The organism is Acinetobacter sp. YH12239 (genome assembly GCF_013417635.1).
GTDB lineage: Bacteria > Pseudomonadota > Gammaproteobacteria > Pseudomonadales > Moraxellaceae > Acinetobacter.
On sequence record NZ_VPDP01000007.1, the window covers coordinates 18,853 to 39,219 of the forward strand.

At 39.3% G+C, this 20,367-nt stretch carries 13 protein-coding genes; 7 read left to right on the forward strand and 6 right to left on the reverse strand.

Features of this window, described 5'->3' with window-relative positions; translation table 11 throughout:
* Positions 1–9: 9 nt before the first annotated feature.
* The 5 genes from FTV17_RS07830 to FTV17_RS07850 form a co-directional block, all read right to left on the reverse strand.
* Complete coding sequence (locus FTV17_RS07830) at positions 10–1,485, reverse strand: S8 family serine peptidase (protein ID WP_179998838.1); 1,476 nt, start codon at positions 1,483–1,485, stop codon at positions 10–12.
* A gap of 43 nt (positions 1,486–1,528) precedes the next feature.
* Positions 1,529–1,816 carry a hypothetical protein gene (locus FTV17_RS07835; RefSeq protein WP_179998839.1) on the reverse strand — a complete coding sequence of 96 codons (288 nt, stop codon included), beginning with the start codon at positions 1,814–1,816 and terminating at the stop codon, positions 1,529–1,531.
* A gap of 606 nt (positions 1,817–2,422) precedes the next feature.
* Positions 2,423–4,192: an exodeoxyribonuclease V subunit alpha gene (recD, locus tag FTV17_RS07840; protein WP_179998840.1), complete on the reverse strand. Its 1,770-nt coding sequence runs from the start codon at positions 4,190–4,192 to the stop codon at positions 2,423–2,425.
* An 87-nt stretch (positions 4,193–4,279) separates the two neighbouring features.
* Positions 4,280–7,999 carry a UvrD-helicase domain-containing protein gene (locus tag FTV17_RS07845; RefSeq protein ID WP_179998841.1) on the reverse strand — a complete coding sequence of 1,240 codons (3,720 nt, stop codon included), beginning with the start codon at positions 7,997–7,999 and terminating at the stop codon, positions 4,280–4,282.
* A complete protein-coding gene (locus FTV17_RS07850; RefSeq protein WP_179998842.1) occupies positions 7,996–11,664 on the reverse strand; it encodes an exodeoxyribonuclease V subunit gamma in 3,669 nt (1,222 codons plus the stop codon). Before FTV17_RS07850 ends, FTV17_RS07845 begins: the two co-directional genes overlap by 4 nt.
* A 187-nt stretch (positions 11,665–11,851) precedes the next feature.
* Between FTV17_RS07850 and FTV17_RS07855 the strand changes: the two genes are divergently transcribed.
* On the forward strand, positions 11,852–12,364 hold the full coding sequence (locus FTV17_RS07855; RefSeq protein WP_179998843.1) for a hypothetical protein: 513 nt from the start codon (positions 11,852–11,854) through the stop codon (positions 12,362–12,364).
* A gap of 64 nt (positions 12,365–12,428) precedes the next feature.
* Here FTV17_RS07855 and FTV17_RS07860 read toward each other — a convergent pair whose 3' ends face one another.
* Positions 12,429–13,883, reverse strand: a complete 1,455-nt coding sequence (locus FTV17_RS07860) for a phosphate--AMP phosphotransferase (protein ID WP_179998844.1) — start codon at positions 13,881–13,883, stop codon at positions 12,429–12,431.
* A gap of 195 nt (positions 13,884–14,078) precedes the next feature.
* On the opposite strand from FTV17_RS07860, the gene FTV17_RS07865 reads away from it, so the two are divergent.
* From FTV17_RS07865 to hisIE, 6 genes are all read left to right on the forward strand, one after another.
* Positions 14,079–14,789, forward strand: a complete 711-nt coding sequence (locus FTV17_RS07865; protein ID WP_179998845.1) for a hypothetical protein — start codon at positions 14,079–14,081, stop codon at positions 14,787–14,789.
* A 224-nt stretch (positions 14,790–15,013) separates the two neighbouring features.
* Positions 15,014–15,958, forward strand: coding sequence for a bifunctional demethylmenaquinone methyltransferase/2-methoxy-6-polyprenyl-1,4-benzoquinol methylase UbiE (gene ubiE, locus FTV17_RS07870; RefSeq protein WP_179998846.1), 945 nt, complete (start codon positions 15,014–15,016; stop codon positions 15,956–15,958).
* Positions 15,959–15,977: 19 nt separating this feature from the next.
* The gene (locus FTV17_RS07875; protein WP_179998847.1) at positions 15,978–16,634 is read left to right on the forward strand and encodes an SCP2 domain-containing protein; all 657 of its coding nucleotides are present in this window, start codon (positions 15,978–15,980) and stop codon (positions 16,632–16,634) included.
* Between the two features lie 19 nt (positions 16,635–16,653).
* Positions 16,654–18,273 (forward strand): AarF/ABC1/UbiB kinase family protein, encoded by a 1,620-nt coding sequence (locus tag FTV17_RS07880; protein ID WP_179998848.1) that lies wholly within the window; start codon positions 16,654–16,656, stop codon positions 18,271–18,273.
* A 58-nt stretch (positions 18,274–18,331) separates the two neighbouring features.
* Complete coding sequence (locus FTV17_RS07885; RefSeq protein WP_179998849.1) at positions 18,332–19,417, forward strand: patatin-like phospholipase family protein; 1,086 nt, start codon at positions 18,332–18,334, stop codon at positions 19,415–19,417.
* A gap of 91 nt (positions 19,418–19,508) precedes the next feature.
* Positions 19,509–20,291: a bifunctional phosphoribosyl-AMP cyclohydrolase/phosphoribosyl-ATP diphosphatase HisIE gene (gene hisIE / locus FTV17_RS07890; RefSeq protein WP_179998850.1), complete on the forward strand. Its 783-nt coding sequence runs from the start codon at positions 19,509–19,511 to the stop codon at positions 20,289–20,291.
* Positions 20,292–20,367: the final 76 nt, after the last annotated feature.

Here is a 20,367-nt window from a genome sequence, read left to right on the forward strand (position 1 = left end):
AGCTATTAATTAACCACTACAGATTGTCACAAATAAGAAAGTACGACAGTTACGTTGTGGTGCTGGCGTTGGTGTTGGTGTCGGAACAGGTGTTACGATTGGATTTTCAACTACTGGTGGCTGTGGTGCTGGCGCTGGAGTAGTTGGAGCACCATTTAATGCAGCAAGTAAATTTAAACGAGGTGTACGAACCGAGTTACGTTGATCAGTCACTAAAGTCCCCGTAGAAGTCATACGTGCAACAACTTGATCTAGGGATTCACTTGGGAAAGCATTATTCGCACGCAACACAGCAACAGCACCCGCAACGTGAGGTGCAGCCATTGAAGTACCACTTAATGTATAACCACCCGCTGTGATTTTTGCCCCAGGTGCTAATAAAGTTAAATTGCGACTTGAGTTACTGAAACATGTCACTTTATCGCTATATGTTGAACTGTCTACACAGTTTGTCGGCCAAGGATATGAAGTGTAACCGACATTTGAGTCATAAACAGCGCCCACACTTACTGCGCCTGCTGTACATGCTGGATACGAGATACCACCCGTATGTTTGTTATTACCTGATGCAACAACTGGCAGCACGCCATAGCTTCTTAATTTTTCAAATGACTCAGCAAGTGCAGAAGACGTACAGGTAGATGAGTAACTTCTTCCATCACCAATACTCAAGTTCACTGATTTAATATTTTTGCTTTGAGCATGGTTCACTACCCAGTTCAGGGCACCAATCATGTCATAATCGGATGCACCACCACCATTTCTAGTAGTACTGCCAGTGAATACATCGAGCATCACAATTTTTGCACCTGGTGCAACTTTAGAAGCAATCGCAGCAACGTTAGTTCCATGCCCATTAACATCTAACTGATAGTCTTCTCGAGCAATTTCAATAGTATCCGAAACTTTACAAGTGGATGATGGTACACCTGGTGCTGTACAATTACCAAAGTCTGAATGTCGGTAATTAATACCTGTATCTAAGATAGCAATTGTTGTCCCTGCACCAGTATAGCCTTGCGCAGCCGCAGGTACTTGCCCAATTAAAGGTAGACTTTCAGATGCTGTCGTATAAGAAATATTATTTGGATAAACAGCTTTTACATTCGGGTCGTTCAGCAAGCTTACAAGCGTGTCACGCTTTTGAACGCGATGAAAACTGAATGGTAAAGCATTATAATCACGTAGTAATTGAATACCACCTAAACGCTTAAACTTCGATTGAATCGATTGCTTCTTTTGAGCAAGATGTTCACGAAGTTGAGCGCGATTAATTTCTAAATGATTAGTGTCAATATGATATTCAACGATTAGATCATTTGAACTGTTGTTCAATAATGCCGACAGATTAATACCACCTTTCGACACTTTTTGTTTTGCCTGATTGTTCAATTTAGCGTTAGCTGCTACAGGGCTCATTTGAGCCATTGCAGTACCGACCATCAAAACACTCAAACATGCGCTTAATGATAAAGTTTTAAACATAATTGTTCTCCGTTGTTATGTTTTTAGTGCGCAGGGTAAAAAATTACACTTGATTGGCTGGATCAGTTTCTGGATCAATAGGCTTAATCGAAAAATCGCTCTTCGGATCCACTAAATCTGGAGAATCAGTAACAGGCATCTTCTCAGACTCGTTTAAATCTTCGACTTGATCTTCATTAAGGGCTATTGGCGTTTGCTGTCCACTCTCAGAAGCAGATAGAGAATCAATCTGAGTGACTGAGGAAGTGTTTTGATCTGCAGGCTTAAAACATTTATACAACCCAAACAAAACAACACTCACCAAAATGATTAAAATTATGAAGTTTTTCATTGTTTTTTTGTAAAGTGATAATTTTTACGCACTTTAATAGAATCGTTAAGTCAAAACAAGTATAAAGATGCCTAAAAATCAAGATTGAGATAAACGGTTAAAAAAGGCCCTATGACAAGTCATAGGGCCTTTTTTGCGCTGTAGATTCTTATATTTTAGTTATGATTCTGTTATTTATATTTTTATTGTAAGTGCTGCACACACATTTATTATTAATACGGTCCTTGTTCTTAAGGTTTCATTTCCTTATATGACTATTTTGCCAGATTCATTATGCAACACAAGTCGCAGTTTTCTGATCTTTATGTAAGAAATTGCGTACATTATGTAATCAATTTAATCTCATATGTATATAAAAAAGCCCTGTAGTCTCTCCCAAAACTACAAGGCTTAGCGGCTGTAAGTTTCCTCTTTTATCACTTACATCATTGTAAGTTCGCAGTCTCTCGACTATAAATTATTGTAATTATGCGATATTGCTCAACTTTCCGTGTTGAACCTTTTATGCAAGCAATCATCGCAAAAAATTGTACGAAGCTCTATGCGCCAATTTCTCGAATCCTTGTAAGATATTTCCTACAAAGATTTTCTATTTTCAACCAATCGTTAAACATTAGATATAAATAAAGTGTTTAATTTATTCAATAAACCTGTTTTTCTTATTGTTTTAACGTTTATTGCCTCAAATAAAGCATCAGTATCCACCAATAAACTGACTGCTTTTTTTGCCCTCGTAATCGCGGTATACAATAATTCTTGGCTCAATAGACGTGACGCAAACTCATCTAACACAACTGCAGTGTGTTTAAATTCAGAACCTTGCGACTTATGAATGCTCAGCGCATAACAGGTTTGCATTGACTTTGGTAAACGTGATGCTGGAAACCATTGGTCAAGACTTGGAAAATATACTTCAAATTGATCAGCAAACTGGCGATGTCTGAGACATATCCCAATATCACCATTAGAAAGCCCGAGTTGATAATCGTTATATGTCATCATGACAGGGCGACCAATATACCAAAGGTCGTGTCGTGATATCCTCATATACTGAAATAGCTCCCTCTCAATTTCATCATTCAAACGATTCAATCCCAAATGTCCATGTCTCACTGCAGCTAAGACCCTATAATCATCAAATTTTTGAATAATATCAGCTACATCCTGCTGCTGATATCCATTTCTGACATAAAGGTTGAGTGCTTTAAAGTAATCCGTAAACCCCGAGCTTAATTTAAGATAATAGGCTTTTAAATCTTGATCTGAATATGCTTTATTCAAATACTCTAGTTGAACAAGATCCTCTTGAAGCTCAGCTAAATTAATCTGTTGGATTTCAGATGCTCTACAAATCTCCTTCTCAAATTTAGCCAATACCTCAACTTTAGAGCTTTGTGGTGAGCATTGATGTGACTGGATGAACCTTGCCAAATCACCTATTTTTGCACCTGCTTTGAATCTTCGACTGGTCACTAAATTGACGTGATGGTCTTTAAGCGCTTTTACTTGTTGTAAATCCGCCAAAACCATCCCCACATCAACCGAGGCCAACTGCTGTGCATCCCCTAACAAGATCAAACGACATTGGTCTGGAATCGCTTCAAAAAGCATCGTTGCGAGATTGAGATCGAGCATTGAGGCTTCATCAATCACCACCACATCATAGGGTAATGGCTTTTTCAGACTGTATTTAGGTTGAGCGCTATGCCCTAAACCCAGAAGACGGTGAATCGTTAACGTATTTTGCTGCTTTAAGTGGGCAATATCCAAACCCATATTGAGCATTGCATCGTCATTTAATGAGTTTTGCAATGCTTCTTTCATTCGCTGTGCAGCTTTTCCTGTCGGTGCAGCCATTGCGATTCTTAACTGATGATTCGACTCATTTAATACAGCAATAATACGCGCTAGAGTATACGTTTTCCCTGTACCTGGACCACCCGTAATCATACTCAACGCTTGCCTTGATACCATTTCCAGAGCTTGCTTTTGAAATGGATCGGTTAATAATTTTTCATATTTTGTGCAATCTACAGGCACTATCGTTTGCTGCTTTAAACGATAAACTTGTTGAGCTAAACGCTGCTCTAATTGCCAATAGCGATATAAATACAAATAGTTCTGATCATAAACAAAAGGCGCGACCTGTTGCTCTGCAAGCTCTGCGCTCACGAGTAGCTTACTCAGATCTTGGATAACATCCCCTTTCAAATCAATACAACTATCGCCGATAGTAGATGCCATCAGAACTTGTTCAATGGTGTTAATGGATTGTTCATTTAAATCATCTGATGAAAGATACTGATTTAGGATATATTCAGCCCAAGTTGTTACCCATTGAGGAACATCAACTTTTTCATTCTGATTAATTTCCACACAGTTATCCTCATAGTTATCTACACATTTATCATCAATATTATCCACAAGATAAATTAATGATTAATAATAAATTCATTTAAATATTCATGCTATTTGGCTGTTTTTATCGTCAGAAAAATAGCCCAATATTGCATCTAATCTTAGAATAAATTCTGAACTAGGACGCCAATAATTAAAACCATATTGGTCAGTGCCATTCATCCCACGTAAATATAAATAACTGGCACCACCAAGATCTCGATCGATGTTGTAGTCATCAATATGAATACTTAAATAGCGATGTAATGCCACCAAATATAGGGCTGCTTGTAGCCAATAACTTGCATGCGTCATGCTCAGCTGAATAGCTTGAGCTGAATAGTCTTCCACATGATTTCCGAGATAATTACTCTTATAGTCGGCAATGTGATAGCGCTTCCCATCATAATAAACCAAGTCAATTGAACCATTGAGGTAACGTGCTGAATTTGCAGCATTGAATTCGGGCATATTAAGCCCAAACTCTAAAAATAATTGCTGAATACGCTGAATACCAAATATTCGGTCTGCTAAAGCCAAATAGAATGGAAATTCAGCCAAATGTGCTTCAGTTACTAATTGTTTGAGTCGAAATTCAGGTTGAATAGGTGTCTCTAAAACCTCTGCTAACCATTCAGCCATCATTTCTAACAGATGTTGCTCGGCATCATGATGTTGAGGAAAATCTGATTGAAATTTAGCGAATAATTGCTCCCATAAACTCGAATAGGCATTTTTAAAACGGCGGCGAATTTCTAATGTCCAATCTCGGCGATCTTGAAAATCGATATGTTCAAAAATTTCATGTAGGAAATTTCCAGCTAATGTTCCCATCGGAAAATGAGCACGAATCCAACTCAAAGGTTGTTGATGATCCAAATCCTCAAGTTGATATGAAGTCACGAGCGTCACAGCATTGACCTCATCACTCGCATGATGTTCGATTATATCTTGAGCCGCCATACGATCTTTAATTTGTTGATGACTCAAATGTTGTGCGAGATAACTAAAACTGGTTTTGGCTCTAGGATAAAACTGAACTTGAGGATATTTCTGCGCAATCATTTGAACAGTATGATATTCTTTTTTTGCGATTATTTTCTCAGGACATTGCTCTAAACATGGCTCATCTAAACTAAAAGCATGCTGAAATTGGTTCGCACCATGACCACGCCAATACGCCAAACCATAAATAGATTGCCCTTTTTGATCACTCATCATTGCATAAACGCGGTGTTGTGCTCGAGTTAAGGCCACATACCATAATCGTCGATGCTCTGCCAAAGCACGTTGGTCATGTTGCTCAACCTCTAATGGTTCCAACAATTCTTCACGCTTTAACGCCACGACACGTTGTGCGACGGACTTTCCAGTTCCATGATCCTGCACTTCACGAATTGAAAAGTTAAGTTCGCTTCGATCTGACAGCTTACGATCTGCGCCAAGCAAGAATACAATCTTAAACTCCAATCCTTTAGATTGGTGAATAGTTAAAAGTTGAACGCCTGCTTGATTACTTAATTGTCTTTCAATTTCCCACTCTCTTTCCATCGGATTTGAAAGCTGGCGCATATACCAGTGATAAAGAGTATGCATACCTCTTAACTCATCACTGTTTTGGCTCAACAACTCTGAAATGTGTCGCAGATTGACCACTTCGCGTTCATTGTCATAGCTGAATTGCTCAACCAAGTTTGTCCAAACTTTGAATTCTGTGAGGAAACTTTGCCATGCTGTTAAAAAGCCTTGGCCCATCCACATTTCACGAATTTCTTCAAATTTCGTGATAAATAAACTTAATCCATCTGCTTGAATTTGAAGTTGCAAAAAGCGATGTAAATTAAAACCCATCAATCGTGTAAGTAAAGCTCTCTTTAATTTAGCTTCATCAAATGGATTCATGATCGCTGCCAAAATTGCACCAACATCTCGAGCAATTCCACTTTTGAAGACACTTTTTCGTGAAGGTCGATTCACAGGAATGCCTAACATCAATAAGTGATGATGAACTTTCTCTAAATCAGGATTGTTACGAGACAAAACAGCGATATCATCTGCCTGAAGCTCAATACGTTGCCCCTGCTTTTCGAAATATAGCTGACTTTGAGCAGCCTGATTGAGCAAATCCCGTATCTTCCAAGCAACCTGCTCTAACTCGTGTTCCTTATCATTTACTTGAACCCAACGAAGCGGAGCATAATTTTTTAAATCGGACTGGATCAATACTGGATGCGGTAGAGTACCTGCTGTAACAGGCGTATATTCAACTTGCTCACCAAAATCCATTTGTTGTTGAAACAAAGCATCGACGACTTCGACCAATGGTTTCACTGAGCGATGATTATGCACAAGTTGGTAAAAACGTCCTGCTTTAGTTTCAACATCTTGATATGCTTTTAGGAACGTGAGCATGTCTCCACCGCGGAAACCGTAGATCGCTTGCTTACGGTCTCCCACCATAATCATACAACCCTGCTTCACGCGACTTGGATGTCTCCAAATCTGCGCCAACATATCATCTTGATCTTGGTTGGTATCCTGAAACTCATCCACTAAAATAAGTGGGTAACGCGCGTGAACGTACTTTGCAAACTCCTGACCTTGCGCTCCCTGCAGTGCTTCGGCCAAAGTTCGAATTTGCTGTGAAAACGTGGTTTCTGATTTTTGCTGTAACAACTCTGGCAAACGTTGTTTTACTTGTTGTGCTAAATAATATTGTAAATAACTCTCCAAATACTCGAGTTGTTGGTTGAGCTTGTCAAAGTGTTTAAAAAACTCAGCAAGTTCAACAATAATAGGATGTTGCTCAAATGCCGCCAAAACATCGACGGGACATTTATTGAGAACTTTTTTTCTCAATTCATTCAACTGACTAAGATGGGTGCTGAGATGCGACGCAAAAATGACTTCAATGCCTTGGGATTTAACTTGATCAAGGAATTCAGGCAACAACTGCGTGAGTGTAATTTTTAATTTATCTTGATCGCGCCACTTCTTTGCGACTACAGCATAATACTGCCCTTCAGGATCATAAAAGTCTGTTAATGAATCAAGCGTTTCAAGCTCGATCTGCATGAAGCGCTCTGCATGAGTTTCGAAAGCATCTACATCTATGGTCGGCGCTGGCACTGCTTTGAAATAAGCAGAGGAAAAATTCAAACTGGTTTCAATTAAATCGATATAAGCATCTTGTGACTTAATTTTTTTCTTAAGCAGCAAATAATCTACAGTTGATTGAGGCTGCTGATGAATCCATGCCCGTAATTCATCATGAATTAACTGAACCGTATATTGTTTTGCATCATTGGTGATTTGCATTCGTTCAATTTTACCGCTCTCAAATGCAAATTCACGAAGAAGCTTTTGGCTAAAGCTATCTAAGGTTCCAACAAAGAGTTCTTCAAGCTGATCTATCACCAATTTTAAACGTGCACATGCATGTGCAATCAAGCCAGAAAATTGATTTAAAATCACTTGATATAAAATATCTGATTCTAATTTTGCACGCGCTTGAACTTGATCTTGAGTTAACTCACGGCATGACTCTAAAAGTCCAAGTACCTCGATTAAACGTGCACGAATTCGACTTTTCAATTCAGCCGCTGCTTTGCGTGTAAATGTCGTCGCAATAATCTGCTTTGGTAAATATTCTTCTAATAAAATTCTGACCATGAGGCTGGAGAGCGTATACGTTTTTCCAGTTCCTGCAGATGCCTCAATCCAATGCAATCCAGTGAAATGCATATCCACAATTGGCTGATATGAGACTATAGGCTTTTGACTCATATTTCAGCCTCCGATTGATACATATATATCGGCTGATATAAGACATAAGCAAACTGATCACACGCTTGTTTTAATAGATGCTCAGCATCTAAATCTTGTAAAATATACTGCCAATCTCGGTGCAAATGACTTTCTTCGCTGTCATTTAAACTATAACTCAGAAAGGCATCGCTTTTATTCCACTCATTTAATAGCTTATCGAAGTTGTTTAACTGCTGATGACCCTCTTCATCAGTGACCCATTCTAATGCTTTTCCATCTACCGCAAGTTTCATCAGCAATGCTGCAGGTAAAACGAGAGGCTCTATCTGAGCTTGTTTATATGCCTGAATCCATTGGGAAAGCATATCCTGAGCTTGTTTCGTCGTCAGGCCAGTACAGATGATCGTTTTATCGCTAAAGATTTGGATGCGCTGCATTTCAGTTGCAAGGGGATCTGGTAAGTCTCGATAACTTAACCAAAGTAAGTATTCTAACCATACATGTGCTCGTCGTTGTGCGCGTGCACTGGATGTTGAAACACTCACCCAGCTCATCTCATTCCCTTGAGGAACGGTCACTTGAAGCTGTATATCATCTATTGCTATGACGCGCTGAGTGATTTTGGTCGGCTCATCAATATAGTACATTTGCCTTTTTAATAACTGTTGATGTTCTAACAGACTCATTTTCAAACTGACTTCTTGTAATTTGCCGACAGGAAGCTGGTCACTGAGTAATTCAGTCTGAAGCTTCGAAACATTTGGCTGCTGTTGTAAAAAGTCACGAATAGAGTATCGCGCCAATCCATCTAATAACAACGGCTCATTCACCTCAGGTAAATCCTGATCCTTTAAATTAGATACGCCTAAGGTTTTTAAATAAAGACGCGCAGGAAAACAAATATCTTTGATCCATTGTTCAGCATCCAAGACCATGATGTCCTGATTCAATTCAAGCGTGGTATTAATCCAAGCCTCTCTATGACCACGTTGATCCTGACGATTGAGGTTAGAAGCCACGGCATACCATTCATCTTCATAGCGCTGATGCTGTTGCTGAAAACCATCAGGATCAAAGGGTTGCAAAGGATGTACCGTGTAGAGTGTGCTCAAATTCTGATGAACTTGAATGCCATCAATATCAATGAGAGGATTCGAGGAAGATTGATCTGATGTTTTTATGATCCACGCGAGATGTTGGAGTAATTCCTGAACACTACTCGATGGATCTCGTACTTCACCATCGGCTACATCAAAACCATTATAGAATAGCCAGAGATTATCTTTGGCCAACAACAAAGCATCTAAAAAAGCACCTTGATCATCGTCTAAACGTGATCGATCACCAATCATTGGCTTGAATAAATCCATTAAATCAAAAGGTAAATGGCTCTCCCGATTTGGAAACTTCCCCCCATCTAAATTCATCATGATAATTAACTTATACGGTATTGGACGAATCAAACCAATTTGACTAAATGTAATTTGTCCAGTTGGCAATGCATAATCAAGTTGCGATTCAAGGATACTTTGGATTTCAGTCAGAATATAGCTCAAAGGCAAACGTATGTTTTTAAGAATGGCTTGATCATGTTCTTCATAGAAATTTGCCAGCGTTAGCATTCTTATTTGCTTTTGAATAATCTCTTTGATCATCTCTAACGAGCTTACACCAGCGCTTTCAAACTCATTAACTTCTAAAATTAAACGATTGAGCCAAAATTCAACATGCTCTGACGTCTCTTGTTCATTTTCGATTTCAATCGTCGTGAGCCAATCTCGACGCTCTGCAAAGTGCTTATATATTTCAATGAGCGTGGCAATTAAGTGAAAATCACCCGAGTCCACTATATGAGAACTTAAGGTCTCCTCAAACATCGCATGAACTGGAACAGCCACACCCAGCGCCAAACGATCTAAGGCATACTTAAAACTGAACCGATAGTCTTGATCATACTCCGCCAATGTTTTTTGCAGATGTTGTTCATCCAAACCTCGTCGAAATCCCGCTTGTCTCAACAAAGATAAGATGCGCTCAGTACCATTAATGTCTAAGCAATATCTCACTTGGGTCGCTGCTAAGTTCAACCAATCAGCAAAATCATCAATGGTAAATCGACTTTGTATCAGTTCAATTCGCCCTAACACTGAACGCCATGCCAATACTGTATCTAACTGCGTGATACCAGCTAGCTTTACTGGCAGATAAACACCTGTTGCAGTATTTTTTTGCGGAAACACACTCCGTATCAAAGGCTCAATTTGTTTCAGATCAGGTGCAAGAACTAAAATATCACTCGGACGGCGTGGTGCTTCTGCTGTTGACTGAGCAAGCCATCGGGTCAATTGATCTTTTAAGACTTCAAGCTGTCGTATAGCGGAATGACAAACATGAATGTGGATTGAATCGTCTGCTGGATCTAATACATAACTTTGAGCTTGAGGTTCAACCAAATGTAAAATATCTGATTGCAATTGGCTCAGTAAATGCTGCGGTGCTTCATCCACAAAAGCATCTATCCACTGCCCCTCATCACCCGAGGAAAGGTTAGACAGCAGAGAAAAGTGATCACGTGCCTGCTTGCCCATTCGTGTTAATAAGGGATGTCTGGACTCACGTGCCAGCCCATTAAAGCTCAGACTAAAATTCTCAAAAAACTGCTCAACTTCATTATCAGCTGGTTTTCTTTGATGCTTTTGCTGAAACTTTTCGATATATCGCTCTTTGAGCTTTAAGTCATATTGTTTTTTCCAATTCGGATCGACACTATCCGCCCAATATTCTTGTGAGGGATTGTAATGCAAAATCAACACATCAATGTACTGACCCAACCGGCGCAAAAACTGTAATTGACTTGGTGGTAAATCCAAGAGTGTAAAAACGATCAGTTGCTGTGGTAGTTTTTTGAGGGCTATTTTCTGTTGCTGTTCATCACGAAGTACAGCCCAAAAATCATGATCAATACTTTGCATTTCAACAAAGTCTTCATGAAAAATATTGAGCCATAACCAACGTTGCCAAGCCTCTAATTGTTGTGCCTGCGTAAATTTAAAACTGGAATCTTGATCATTTAAATATTGTAATTGTTGTTCAATATTGAGTGCTTCATTACGCCCCCATACCTGAATCCAATTTTCAGGACAACGACAATCATATTCACATCCTCGGCGACAATCTGCTCGATAAATCATGTAATGGCTGAACAATTTTGACACTTGATCAGACACCCAATACAACATGCTCATTTTTTTTCGATATTGTTCATTTGACTGTTCAATACGTGCTGCGCTGTCATAGATACGTGTGATTAATGGGAATAAAGGATGTTCAACCTCAAGCTGATTATGCCCACGCTGTATAAAAGGTTTGAGCGCTTGGAAAATACGCCACTTCATAATGAGACGTGGAATATTCGCTTTACGCACTTTATCTTTGTCACTCAGAATTTGCTGGTAGGCATACCATTGAAAGCCACGAATTCGTTGATGGAAAAATGTATTTGCACTGATGCCTTGGTGCTCAGATAACCGTTGGGTTAACCACTCTTGCATTGCCGCAGAAGGCACCACAAAATGTTGTTGCTGTAGGACTGCAAATGGGTTGTTCGTGGGACGCTTTTGAGTCGTGATGATGCCTTGTACCAAAACTTCAATGCGCTGACTTTGAATTACATGAATTCCCATAAGGTCCCTTTCACCATACAACGAACACGTTATGAAGTTGTGTGAACAAAATCATAAACATAAATTACTATACATCTTAATCTGACTATGTCACTTTTACTTTATGACTTTAATAAAACTTTCATCTCGCGCTATGTTCATCATGTGATGGATCGAGAACCATAGACTTTGATTAGGTGATAAATAAATGAAAATTGATAAAATTCCAGAAACAATCGACCCAAATTTAAATTTAGAACAAATTCGAGATGAATGTCTTGATCTCGTCAAAAAACGCTCTTATGTTTCAGCAGGTGTTGCTGTCATTCCTGTGCCCTTTTTAGATGTTGTGATTGACGTAGGTATGTTGTCAATTTTAATTCCAGAAATTAATGCTCGCTTTGGCTTAGCTCCTGAACAAATCAGCGTTTTTGATCCTCAAACCAAAAAAATCCATTGGAACGAACTACGCAAACGCGGTTTCGAGTTTTCTGGTCTAGTGGTGGCTCGTACTGCCGCTAAAGCTTCGCTGAACAATGTGGCAGCCAAAGTGTTGACCAAGCAAGTGACTAAGTTTATTCCGCTGGGTGGTTCAATTATTGCAGCTAGCTTGGGTTATATTGTCATGAAAAAAGTGGCTGAGGCTCATGTTGAAGAAAGCTATAAACTTGCCAAAAGCATTCAACAAAAACAACAAGCAAATGTTGTGAAATACGCTTAACACATAAAACCTTATACGTATAAATAAAGCCCTGTAAGGGCTTTATTTATATCTCTCACCAGCTCTAAACATCTGCTTTTAATTGTTTCAAAATTGCCTTCAAAATTTCAAGGCGTGCAGTATATTTATCATTGGTAGCAATGATATACCACGGCGCATCTTCGGTATTTGTTCGATGGAGCATGTCTGCTGCAGCCAATAAATAATCATCCCAACGTTTGCGATTACGCCAATCTTCAGCCGTAATTTTAAAACGCTTATGCGGTGTTTCCTCTCGTGCTTTGAAACGATTGGCTTGCTCTTCTTGACTGATGGCCAACCAAAACTTAATAACGACTGTTTGCGTATCTACTAGATCTTTTTCAAAGCGATTAATCTCATCATATGCACGTTTCCACTCTACATCCGTTGCAAAACCTTCAACTCTTTCCACCAATACACGACCGTACCAAGAACGATCGAAAATCGAGATTTTTTCATCTTCAAGCAGTTTATTCCAAAAACGCCAGAGATAAGGCCGCGCCAATTCATACTTTTCGGGCGCAGAAATGTTATAAATTCCATATTCTCTTGGATCGAGCTTTTTCACAATACGCTTGATCGCACCACCTTTACCTGCGGCATCCATCCCCTCAAAAACGATCACCGTTTTTTGTCCTTCTGCGCGTAATGCTTCAGCGACCTTCTTGGTCAGTTTCTTGAGTTCAGCCTTATACTGATCTTTTTCAAGTGCTGCTTCATTGGGGGACGTTAAAACTTCTGGGATATCCGCTTGATGCCATTTTTGGCGCATTTTTTGAGGATGATTTGGCAAATCTTTCAGTCGCGTTAATACAACTTCTACGAATTGCTGATCACGACATACTTCATCTTCACAATCGATAATGACCCAGTCTTGGGTAAATTTTTGACGCAATCGTTGTACATTTTCATATTGTTTTTTATTGCGCCAATCCAGCCCATGCAATTTATGCCAACGCTGCTCCGAAGGTTCAATTTTATCTAAACGCTTCTGTAATGATTTCCACGATAAATCAAACCAAACTTTCACGACATCAACATGATTATTTTTTAAATCCTGCTCAAAGCTTTGCATTTGCTGCAAATAATTTTCGAACATGGTTTCATCAAATGGTTTTGAAACATGTAAGGATGTGGCCAAGAGATCACTATACCAATTCCCAAACATAACGATCATTTGCCCTTCAGCAGGAATATAACGTGCATAAGGTTGCCAATATGGGATATTTGGCTGGATAAGGTGAGGAGGGTCAGCTTTGACTTTCAAATATCGTGGATCGACCCATTCTCTTAATTGCTTAACCGATTCTCCTTTACCAGCTAACTCGATGCCACTTACCAACACAACTAAGCTTTTGGCATTTTTCTTACCGCGTGTATCTTTGAGTGCATATTGCGCTTCAATTAAGTCCAAATTGATCTGATCTGCATCAAATGTTTTTTTCTTATCTTCGGGTTGATCAGTATTTTTATCAGATTGTTGTTTTGGTTCAGACATAGCCCACTCAAAATTATTGTATTTTCGACAGTATACTCAAGGAACAGTATCAACTTAAATCTTCAGGTACAATTTATTGCAATTGTCTTTTCATCCATGACTGACCTGAAAGGTTTTATTTTAGATTTCAACAGTCATAGTCGAGCACAATCCAACCTATTATGCTTTTTTCAGTCCTTTTAATTGAGCTAGAACATGTCCAAACTTGCTGCATTAGATCAACTTTTAGAACAATACAAACAACTCAATTATCATCAGGATCCGGCACTTAAACAAAGGTTAAATGATGCTCAAAATTGGCTAAAACAGCGCATACTTCAAACACATGCTGAGTTATTCGCTGAAGACAAAAATAAGTTGATGGCTCAATATTTTATTAACCGTCTTTATGGTGGCCCAGAATTTGATGACCTAGCATTGCAAATCGAACGTTTACTAAAATACGCACACAAAGCTGAAAAAATCATTCCAGAAAATGCTATTAAAACCGGATTAAAGTCTGTAGGACTAGCGGTCTTGGCGATGCAATTGGATGAACAAGTTGCACAGTATTTACTCCAACATTATCCAAAAGACCAACCCATTACTGATGAAATGATGCGTGAAACTTTAGTGGCTTTAGATCAAGAGCAAGCGCGCCATGAACAACTCAATCTGTTGGATGAGCTCGGTCTAAGTCTGGACAAATATATGCGTTCATTCATCATGCACACAGCGTTTAAAATGTGTAAAGGTGCAGCAAGCAAATATAATTTTGAACTGATGTATGACTTTATTGGTGAAGGCTTTGTCGCTATGAAACCAATGAAATCGGCTGCCACCTTCATTCGGAGTTTTACTGAAAAAGAGCGAATCATTGTAAATAATGTACACTCAGGGAAAGAAAATCCCTTCCAAATCGCTTAATTAAAATTCATCAGCCAAGATTCTGATCAGCCGAAAAAGCGTAAAAGCGTCTGGTCAGAATATCGAAAATAAAAGAACATCTTCTCATTTCATGGATGAAACTTCGCTTTAATTCTGTATATTATTCATATCAATTGCATAATCTAGACTGAAAAAAACTGAAGAATCTGTCATTATGCAGTTTAATTCAGATTTAATATTATTTGTGTTCAGGAGTGACTCGAATGTCTAATGAAAATCAACAGCCTCATGCTCAGGTTGAGCCGGCAAATAATAAAGACAACGTGAGTCCTTTTTTAACAGATCCATTACCAACTGGCGCACCTCAAGGTCAGCAACAATCGCTACAAAAGCAACTGACAGATACGCCAGTACATTCTTCAGTGCCGAAATATAATTTGCCACGTGGTGCGAATACTGGAAACGTTGGACCGACGACACACTTCGGTTATAAAACCGTAAATTCTGAAGAGAAAGCGCAAAAAGTCGCTGAAGTTTTCCATTCAGTTGCGGCGAAATACGACATTATGAATGACTTAATGTCATTTGGTATTCATCGTTTGTGGAAACGTTTTGCTATTAATATGTCTGGCGTTCGCCGTGGGCAACGCGTTTTAGATATCGCTGGTGGTACTGGTGATTTAGCGAAAGTATTTAGCCGTGAAGTTGGTCCTACTGGGCATGTTGTATTATCTGATATTAATGAATCAATGCTGAATGTAGGTCGCGACCGTCTGATCGACGCGGGTTGTACCAACGTTGATTTTGTACTGGCGAATGCTGAAACCCTTGAACCTTTCGAAGATAACAGTTTTGATTTACTCACCATCAGTTTTGGTCTGCGCAATGTAACAGACAAAGATGCAGCGCTTGCAGCAATGTATCGTGTACTTAAACCAGGTGGTCGCTTACTTGTATTAGAGTTTTCAAAACCAGTGTTTGAGCCTTTCTCAAAACTCTATGATTTGTACTCATTCACTGCTTTACCAATCATGGGTAAAATTGTGGCAAATGATGCTGAAAGCTATAAATATCTTGCTGAATCAATTCGTATGCACCCAGATCAACGCACATTGAAAAGCATGATGGAGAATGCGGGCTTCCAAAACTGCGATTATCACAATTTAACAGGTGGTATTGTTGCAGTTCACCGTGGTTTTAAACTCTAACCGCAGGTAGCACTTCGTCATGTGGTCAATCTTAGCACTTGGTGCAGTTGAAAAAACCATACATCATTGGATTAATTTGGATGCGATTACTCGTATCCAATTTAACCAATTACAAGGGAAAATGTTTCGTGTTGTGATTGATACACCACAGCTTTCCGTTGATGTGTTTTTTGATGAAAATAAAGTTCGTTTAGAACCAACAGTAACGGGTCATAGCACTCAACCCTCTATTTTCGAACAGCGGCCTTGGGAGCAAGCTCACACGATTACTGAAGCAGATTCCACATTGCATGTTAATAATGTGGTCGACCTGTGCAAACTATTTCTAGCAGATGACATTGGCAATATTCCCGTTCAAGGTGACTATCGCCTTCTGCAAGACATTCAAAAAATTATACAAAATGCTGAGCCAGATCTCGCTTCACAGTTGAGTGATTGGATCGGACCTAATCTTGCAAGTCAAATCGGCAAGGTTCAATTAGCACCACAACATTTAATTAAGTCACTTCAATCTCATCTTTTTTTTGCGGAAGACTTTTTCAAAGAAGATACCGGACTATTCGCACCACGTTGGCAAATGGACGATCTTCTCCATGGAACTCGTCAGCTTAATCAAGATATTGATCGACTAGAAGCAAAAATTCAGCTTTTAAAATCAAAATTTAACCCTTCGTAGATTTCAGGTAATTGCATATATGATTCCGCACATTAGACGTTTAATCGAACTTTGGCGTATAGCTGCGCACTATAGACTCGACACGTTGGTTCCTGCGGAAGATATTCCTGCAAAGGTTCGTCCCCTGCTGAATCTTATACGTTTGCATCCTGCTGCACTTTCTAGTCGAGAACGTAAAAATCCTTTAAAGCTTAAAGAAGCTTTAGAAGAAATGGGGCCACTTGCAATTAAATTAGGGCAACTCCTCTCTACGCGTCGCGATCTAATTCCACCAGAAATTTTACAACAATTGGTGTTATTACAAGATCGTGTTAAACCTTTCGATCCTGGAGTGGCTAAGCAAAGAATTCAAGATTCACTTAAAGCAGATGTTTCCACATTATTTGCGCGCTTCGATGATAAGCCGCTAGCTGCTGCTTCAATTGCTCAAGTACATACCGCTGCTCTTCACGATGGTCGTGAAGTTGTCGTGAAAGTAACTCGCCCGAATATACGTGCTCAAATTATTCAAGATTTTGAAATTTTAGAATGGCTTGGTCACTATTTAGAAAAAAGGCTAGAAGCTGCCCGTGCTTTACATCTATCAGAAATTATTCAAGATTATCGTCAAATCATTTTAAATGAACTCGACTTGACTCTTGAAGCCGAAAATACACGACGTATGCGCCATTATTTTACTGGCTCAAGCATGATGTATGTGCCTGAAGTGTATATGGATAGTCCGGATGTAATGGTGGCAGAGCGTATCTCTGGTGTGCCTATCTCAGATACTGCGACCTTTGATCGTTTAGGAATGAATCGTGCTGACTTAGCAGAAAAAGGCTTAATAATCTTTTTTACTCAAGTGTTTCGCGATAATTTTTTCCATGCAGATATGCATCCGGGTAATGTTTTCGTAGAAACGATTAATCCGCAAAATCCAAGATTTATTGCGCTCGATTGCGCCATCATGGGCGAGCTTTCCAAGCACGATCAAATGACGATAGCACGTATGTTGCTAGCAGTCATGAACAGTGATTTCATGCAATTGATTCAGATTGTGCATCAAGCAGGTTGGATTCCACCAGGCACGGATCAAGATGCTTTAGCACGTGAAATGCGTCGTACAGTAGGACCTATGGTTTCGAAACCGATGCATGAGTTAGATTTCGCAGGTATATTGATCCAAGTGATGGACATCGCTCGACGTTTTCATTTAGAAATCCCACCGCAACTGATGTTATTGCTTAAAACCTTAGTGCATGTTGAAGGCTTAGGTACAGACCTTTATCCTGAATTAGATATTTGGAAGTTAGCAAAGCCAATTCTAACGGATTGGGTTAAAGCCCAAATGAATCCTCAAAAAAATATTAAAGAATTGGGACAAAAAATCCCAGACTTGTTATTGGGCGCTCAGGATTTACCGACTTTACTGATTGACAGTCTTAACGGTTTAAAAAATCAGTCTGCATGGCATGCTAAACAATTGAATGAACTTCAAACGCTGCGCTTACAAATGGAGCATCAGCAAAAGCGTAGTTGGATTTTCGGAAGTGTAATCGCAATTCTGCTCTCAATCGCTGTGATTGCACCATGGTTCATCTCCATGATTTTAATTGTGTTGGCATCCTTCATTGCTATGTGGCGTATGGTGAAATAAGTTCACTATCTCATGTCAAAACTTACTACTTCAATAGGTTTTAGTCGCTGAATTGCTTATGACACATATCCTCAAAACCACTCAACCTTGCTTGAATATTCATGTAGGTTATAAAGCAAAACAGATCATTCAAGAACAAGGTCTACAAGCCAGTGCGGTTGATTTTGTTCCTGGAGCAGCAGGTGGTCCCAAAGGGATTGGAATTCAAGGATTGGACCAAGCTCTTTTTGGTGAGTTCTTTGCTCAAGCACCCAAAAAGCGGACTCTAATTGGATCATCCATTGGGAGTTGGCGTTTTGCAAGTATTGCAGCGCATGGTGCACAAGCAGGCACATCCAAATTAGCAGACTTATATACCCATCTTGAATTTCGACCTAAGATGAATATTATTGAAGTTGGAGACGTCTGTCGCGGCATGCTTAAAGCCCTCCTTCAAGGTAAAACCAATCAAATTATTGATCATCCCGACTACCATTTGGCTATTTTGGCAGTAAAGTCATCGAAAAAATTTCAAAGTGATCATCCTCTTATGCTTGCCCGCGCAGTCGCTGGCATTATCGGTCTCAATACTTTTTCGAGAGCTAAAATTGGGCACTTCATGCAACGTACAATTGCCCAACCACACAACGCTTCACGACTTTCACTCATCAAAAATGAATTCGAACACCTTGATTATGCGTTGACTGAAAAAAATTTAGAAGATTGGTTAATGGCATCTGCATCCATTCCATTTGTGATGCCGGCGGTCAGAAATATCGAAGGTGCAGATGTCGCTGCTTATCGTGATGGCGGGCTAATCGATTATCATATTGATCTACCTTTACCGAGTCATGGGATTGTCCTCTACCCCCATTTTACAGATCAAATAACACCAGGTTGGTTCGATAAGTTCCTCAAAAAACGTAGATCTAATGCTGAATATCAAGCACGAACCGTATTGATTTCACCCTCTGAGTCTTATTTAAGATCACTTCCTTTAGGGCGTCTTCCTGATCGTAAAGATTTCACACTGAAAGGGCTTGATCAAAAAAAACGAATCGAACTTTGGAAGCAGTCTGTAGCTGAAAGTCAACGCTTAGGTGATGCATTCTTAGAAATGATCCATAAGCAAAACTTTGAAAAATATATGCAAGATCTTAAATAAATTAATTTCTACTCTCCCCTACAAAGATTTATTCGCTTAAACTAAGGACCTACAATTTTGTAGTGTCTCATTTAATTCTGGTGAAATCCTTATGAACAATACGCAATGGCTCGATGAAGTAAAATTTAACGAACAAGGTTTAATCCCTGCCATTGCTCAGCATCATCAAACAGGTCGAGTGTTGATGGTGGCTTGGATGAATCGTGAGTCTTTGGCACTTACAGCAGAAAAAAATCAAGCTGTTTATTACTCTCGTTCACGCAGTAAATTGTGGCATAAAGGCGAAGAATCAGGTCACTTCCAAACTGTGCATGAAATTCGTTTAGATTGTGATGCTGATGTGATCGTTCTTCAAATTGAGCAACATGGTGGCATTGCTTGCCATACGGGACGTGAATCATGTTTTTATCGCCGCTTAACATCAAACGGTTGGGAAATTGTAGACGCTCAATTGAAAGATCCGAACCAAATTTATGGCGAAAAGTCTGAGAATGCGCATAGTAAAGTGATGAATGCATCAACAGCTCAAGCTGAGCAAGTCGATGTATTACATTATCTTGGTCAAATGATGGCAGAACGTAAATCTGCAGATCCTGACTCTTCTTATGTGGCAAAGCTTTATCATAAAGGTCTCAATAAAATACTTGAAAAAATTGGTGAAGAAAGTTTTGAAACGGTAATAGCAGCTAAAGATTTCAAACAAGAAGCGACGCTGGATCACCAAAATGATTTAATTTATGAAGTTGCTGATGTTTGGTTCCATACCATATTGATGCTGGGTTACTTCGATCTTGATATTCAACTCGTTTTAAATGAGCTTGCACGACGTCAGGGTCTGTCAGGACTTGTTGAAAAAGCAAATCGTACGCATTAATTTACTCTTTAAAGCCATGTTCAAACATGGCTTTTTTATTTAGTTCGACTTTTTAAGTCGCCGAAGACTCCCCATC

Coding starts and splice junctions, on each gene's coding strand:
- FTV17_RS07865 (WP_179998845.1), top strand. CDS start 14,079: ATGTCCAAACTTGCTGCATTAGATCAACTTTTAGAACAATACAAACAA.
- FTV17_RS07835 (WP_179998839.1), bottom strand. CDS start 1,816: ATGAAAAACTTCATAATTTTAATCATTTTGGTGAGTGTTGTTTTGTTT.
- FTV17_RS07885 (WP_179998849.1), top strand. CDS start 18,332: ATGACACATATCCTCAAAACCACTCAACCTTGCTTGAATATTCATGTA.
- FTV17_RS07850 (WP_179998842.1), bottom strand. CDS start 11,664: ATGGGAATTCATGTAATTCAAAGTCAGCGCATTGAAGTTTTGGTACAA.
- FTV17_RS07830 (WP_179998838.1), bottom strand. CDS start 1,485: ATGTTTAAAACTTTATCATTAAGCGCATGTTTGAGTGTTTTGATGGTC.
- FTV17_RS07845 (WP_179998841.1), bottom strand. CDS start 7,999: ATGAGTCAAAAGCCTATAGTCTCATATCAGCCAATTGTGGATATGCAT.
- FTV17_RS07860 (WP_179998844.1), bottom strand. CDS start 13,883: ATGTCTGAACCAAAACAACAATCTGATAAAAATACTGATCAACCCGAA.
- FTV17_RS07875 (WP_179998847.1), top strand. CDS start 15,978: ATGTGGTCAATCTTAGCACTTGGTGCAGTTGAAAAAACCATACATCAT.
- FTV17_RS07880 (WP_179998848.1), top strand. CDS start 16,654: ATGATTCCGCACATTAGACGTTTAATCGAACTTTGGCGTATAGCTGCG.
- hisIE (WP_179998850.1), top strand. CDS start 19,509: ATGAACAATACGCAATGGCTCGATGAAGTAAAATTTAACGAACAAGGT.
- ubiE (WP_179998846.1), top strand. CDS start 15,014: ATGTCTAATGAAAATCAACAGCCTCATGCTCAGGTTGAGCCGGCAAAT.
- FTV17_RS07855 (WP_179998843.1), top strand. CDS start 11,852: ATGAAAATTGATAAAATTCCAGAAACAATCGACCCAAATTTAAATTTA.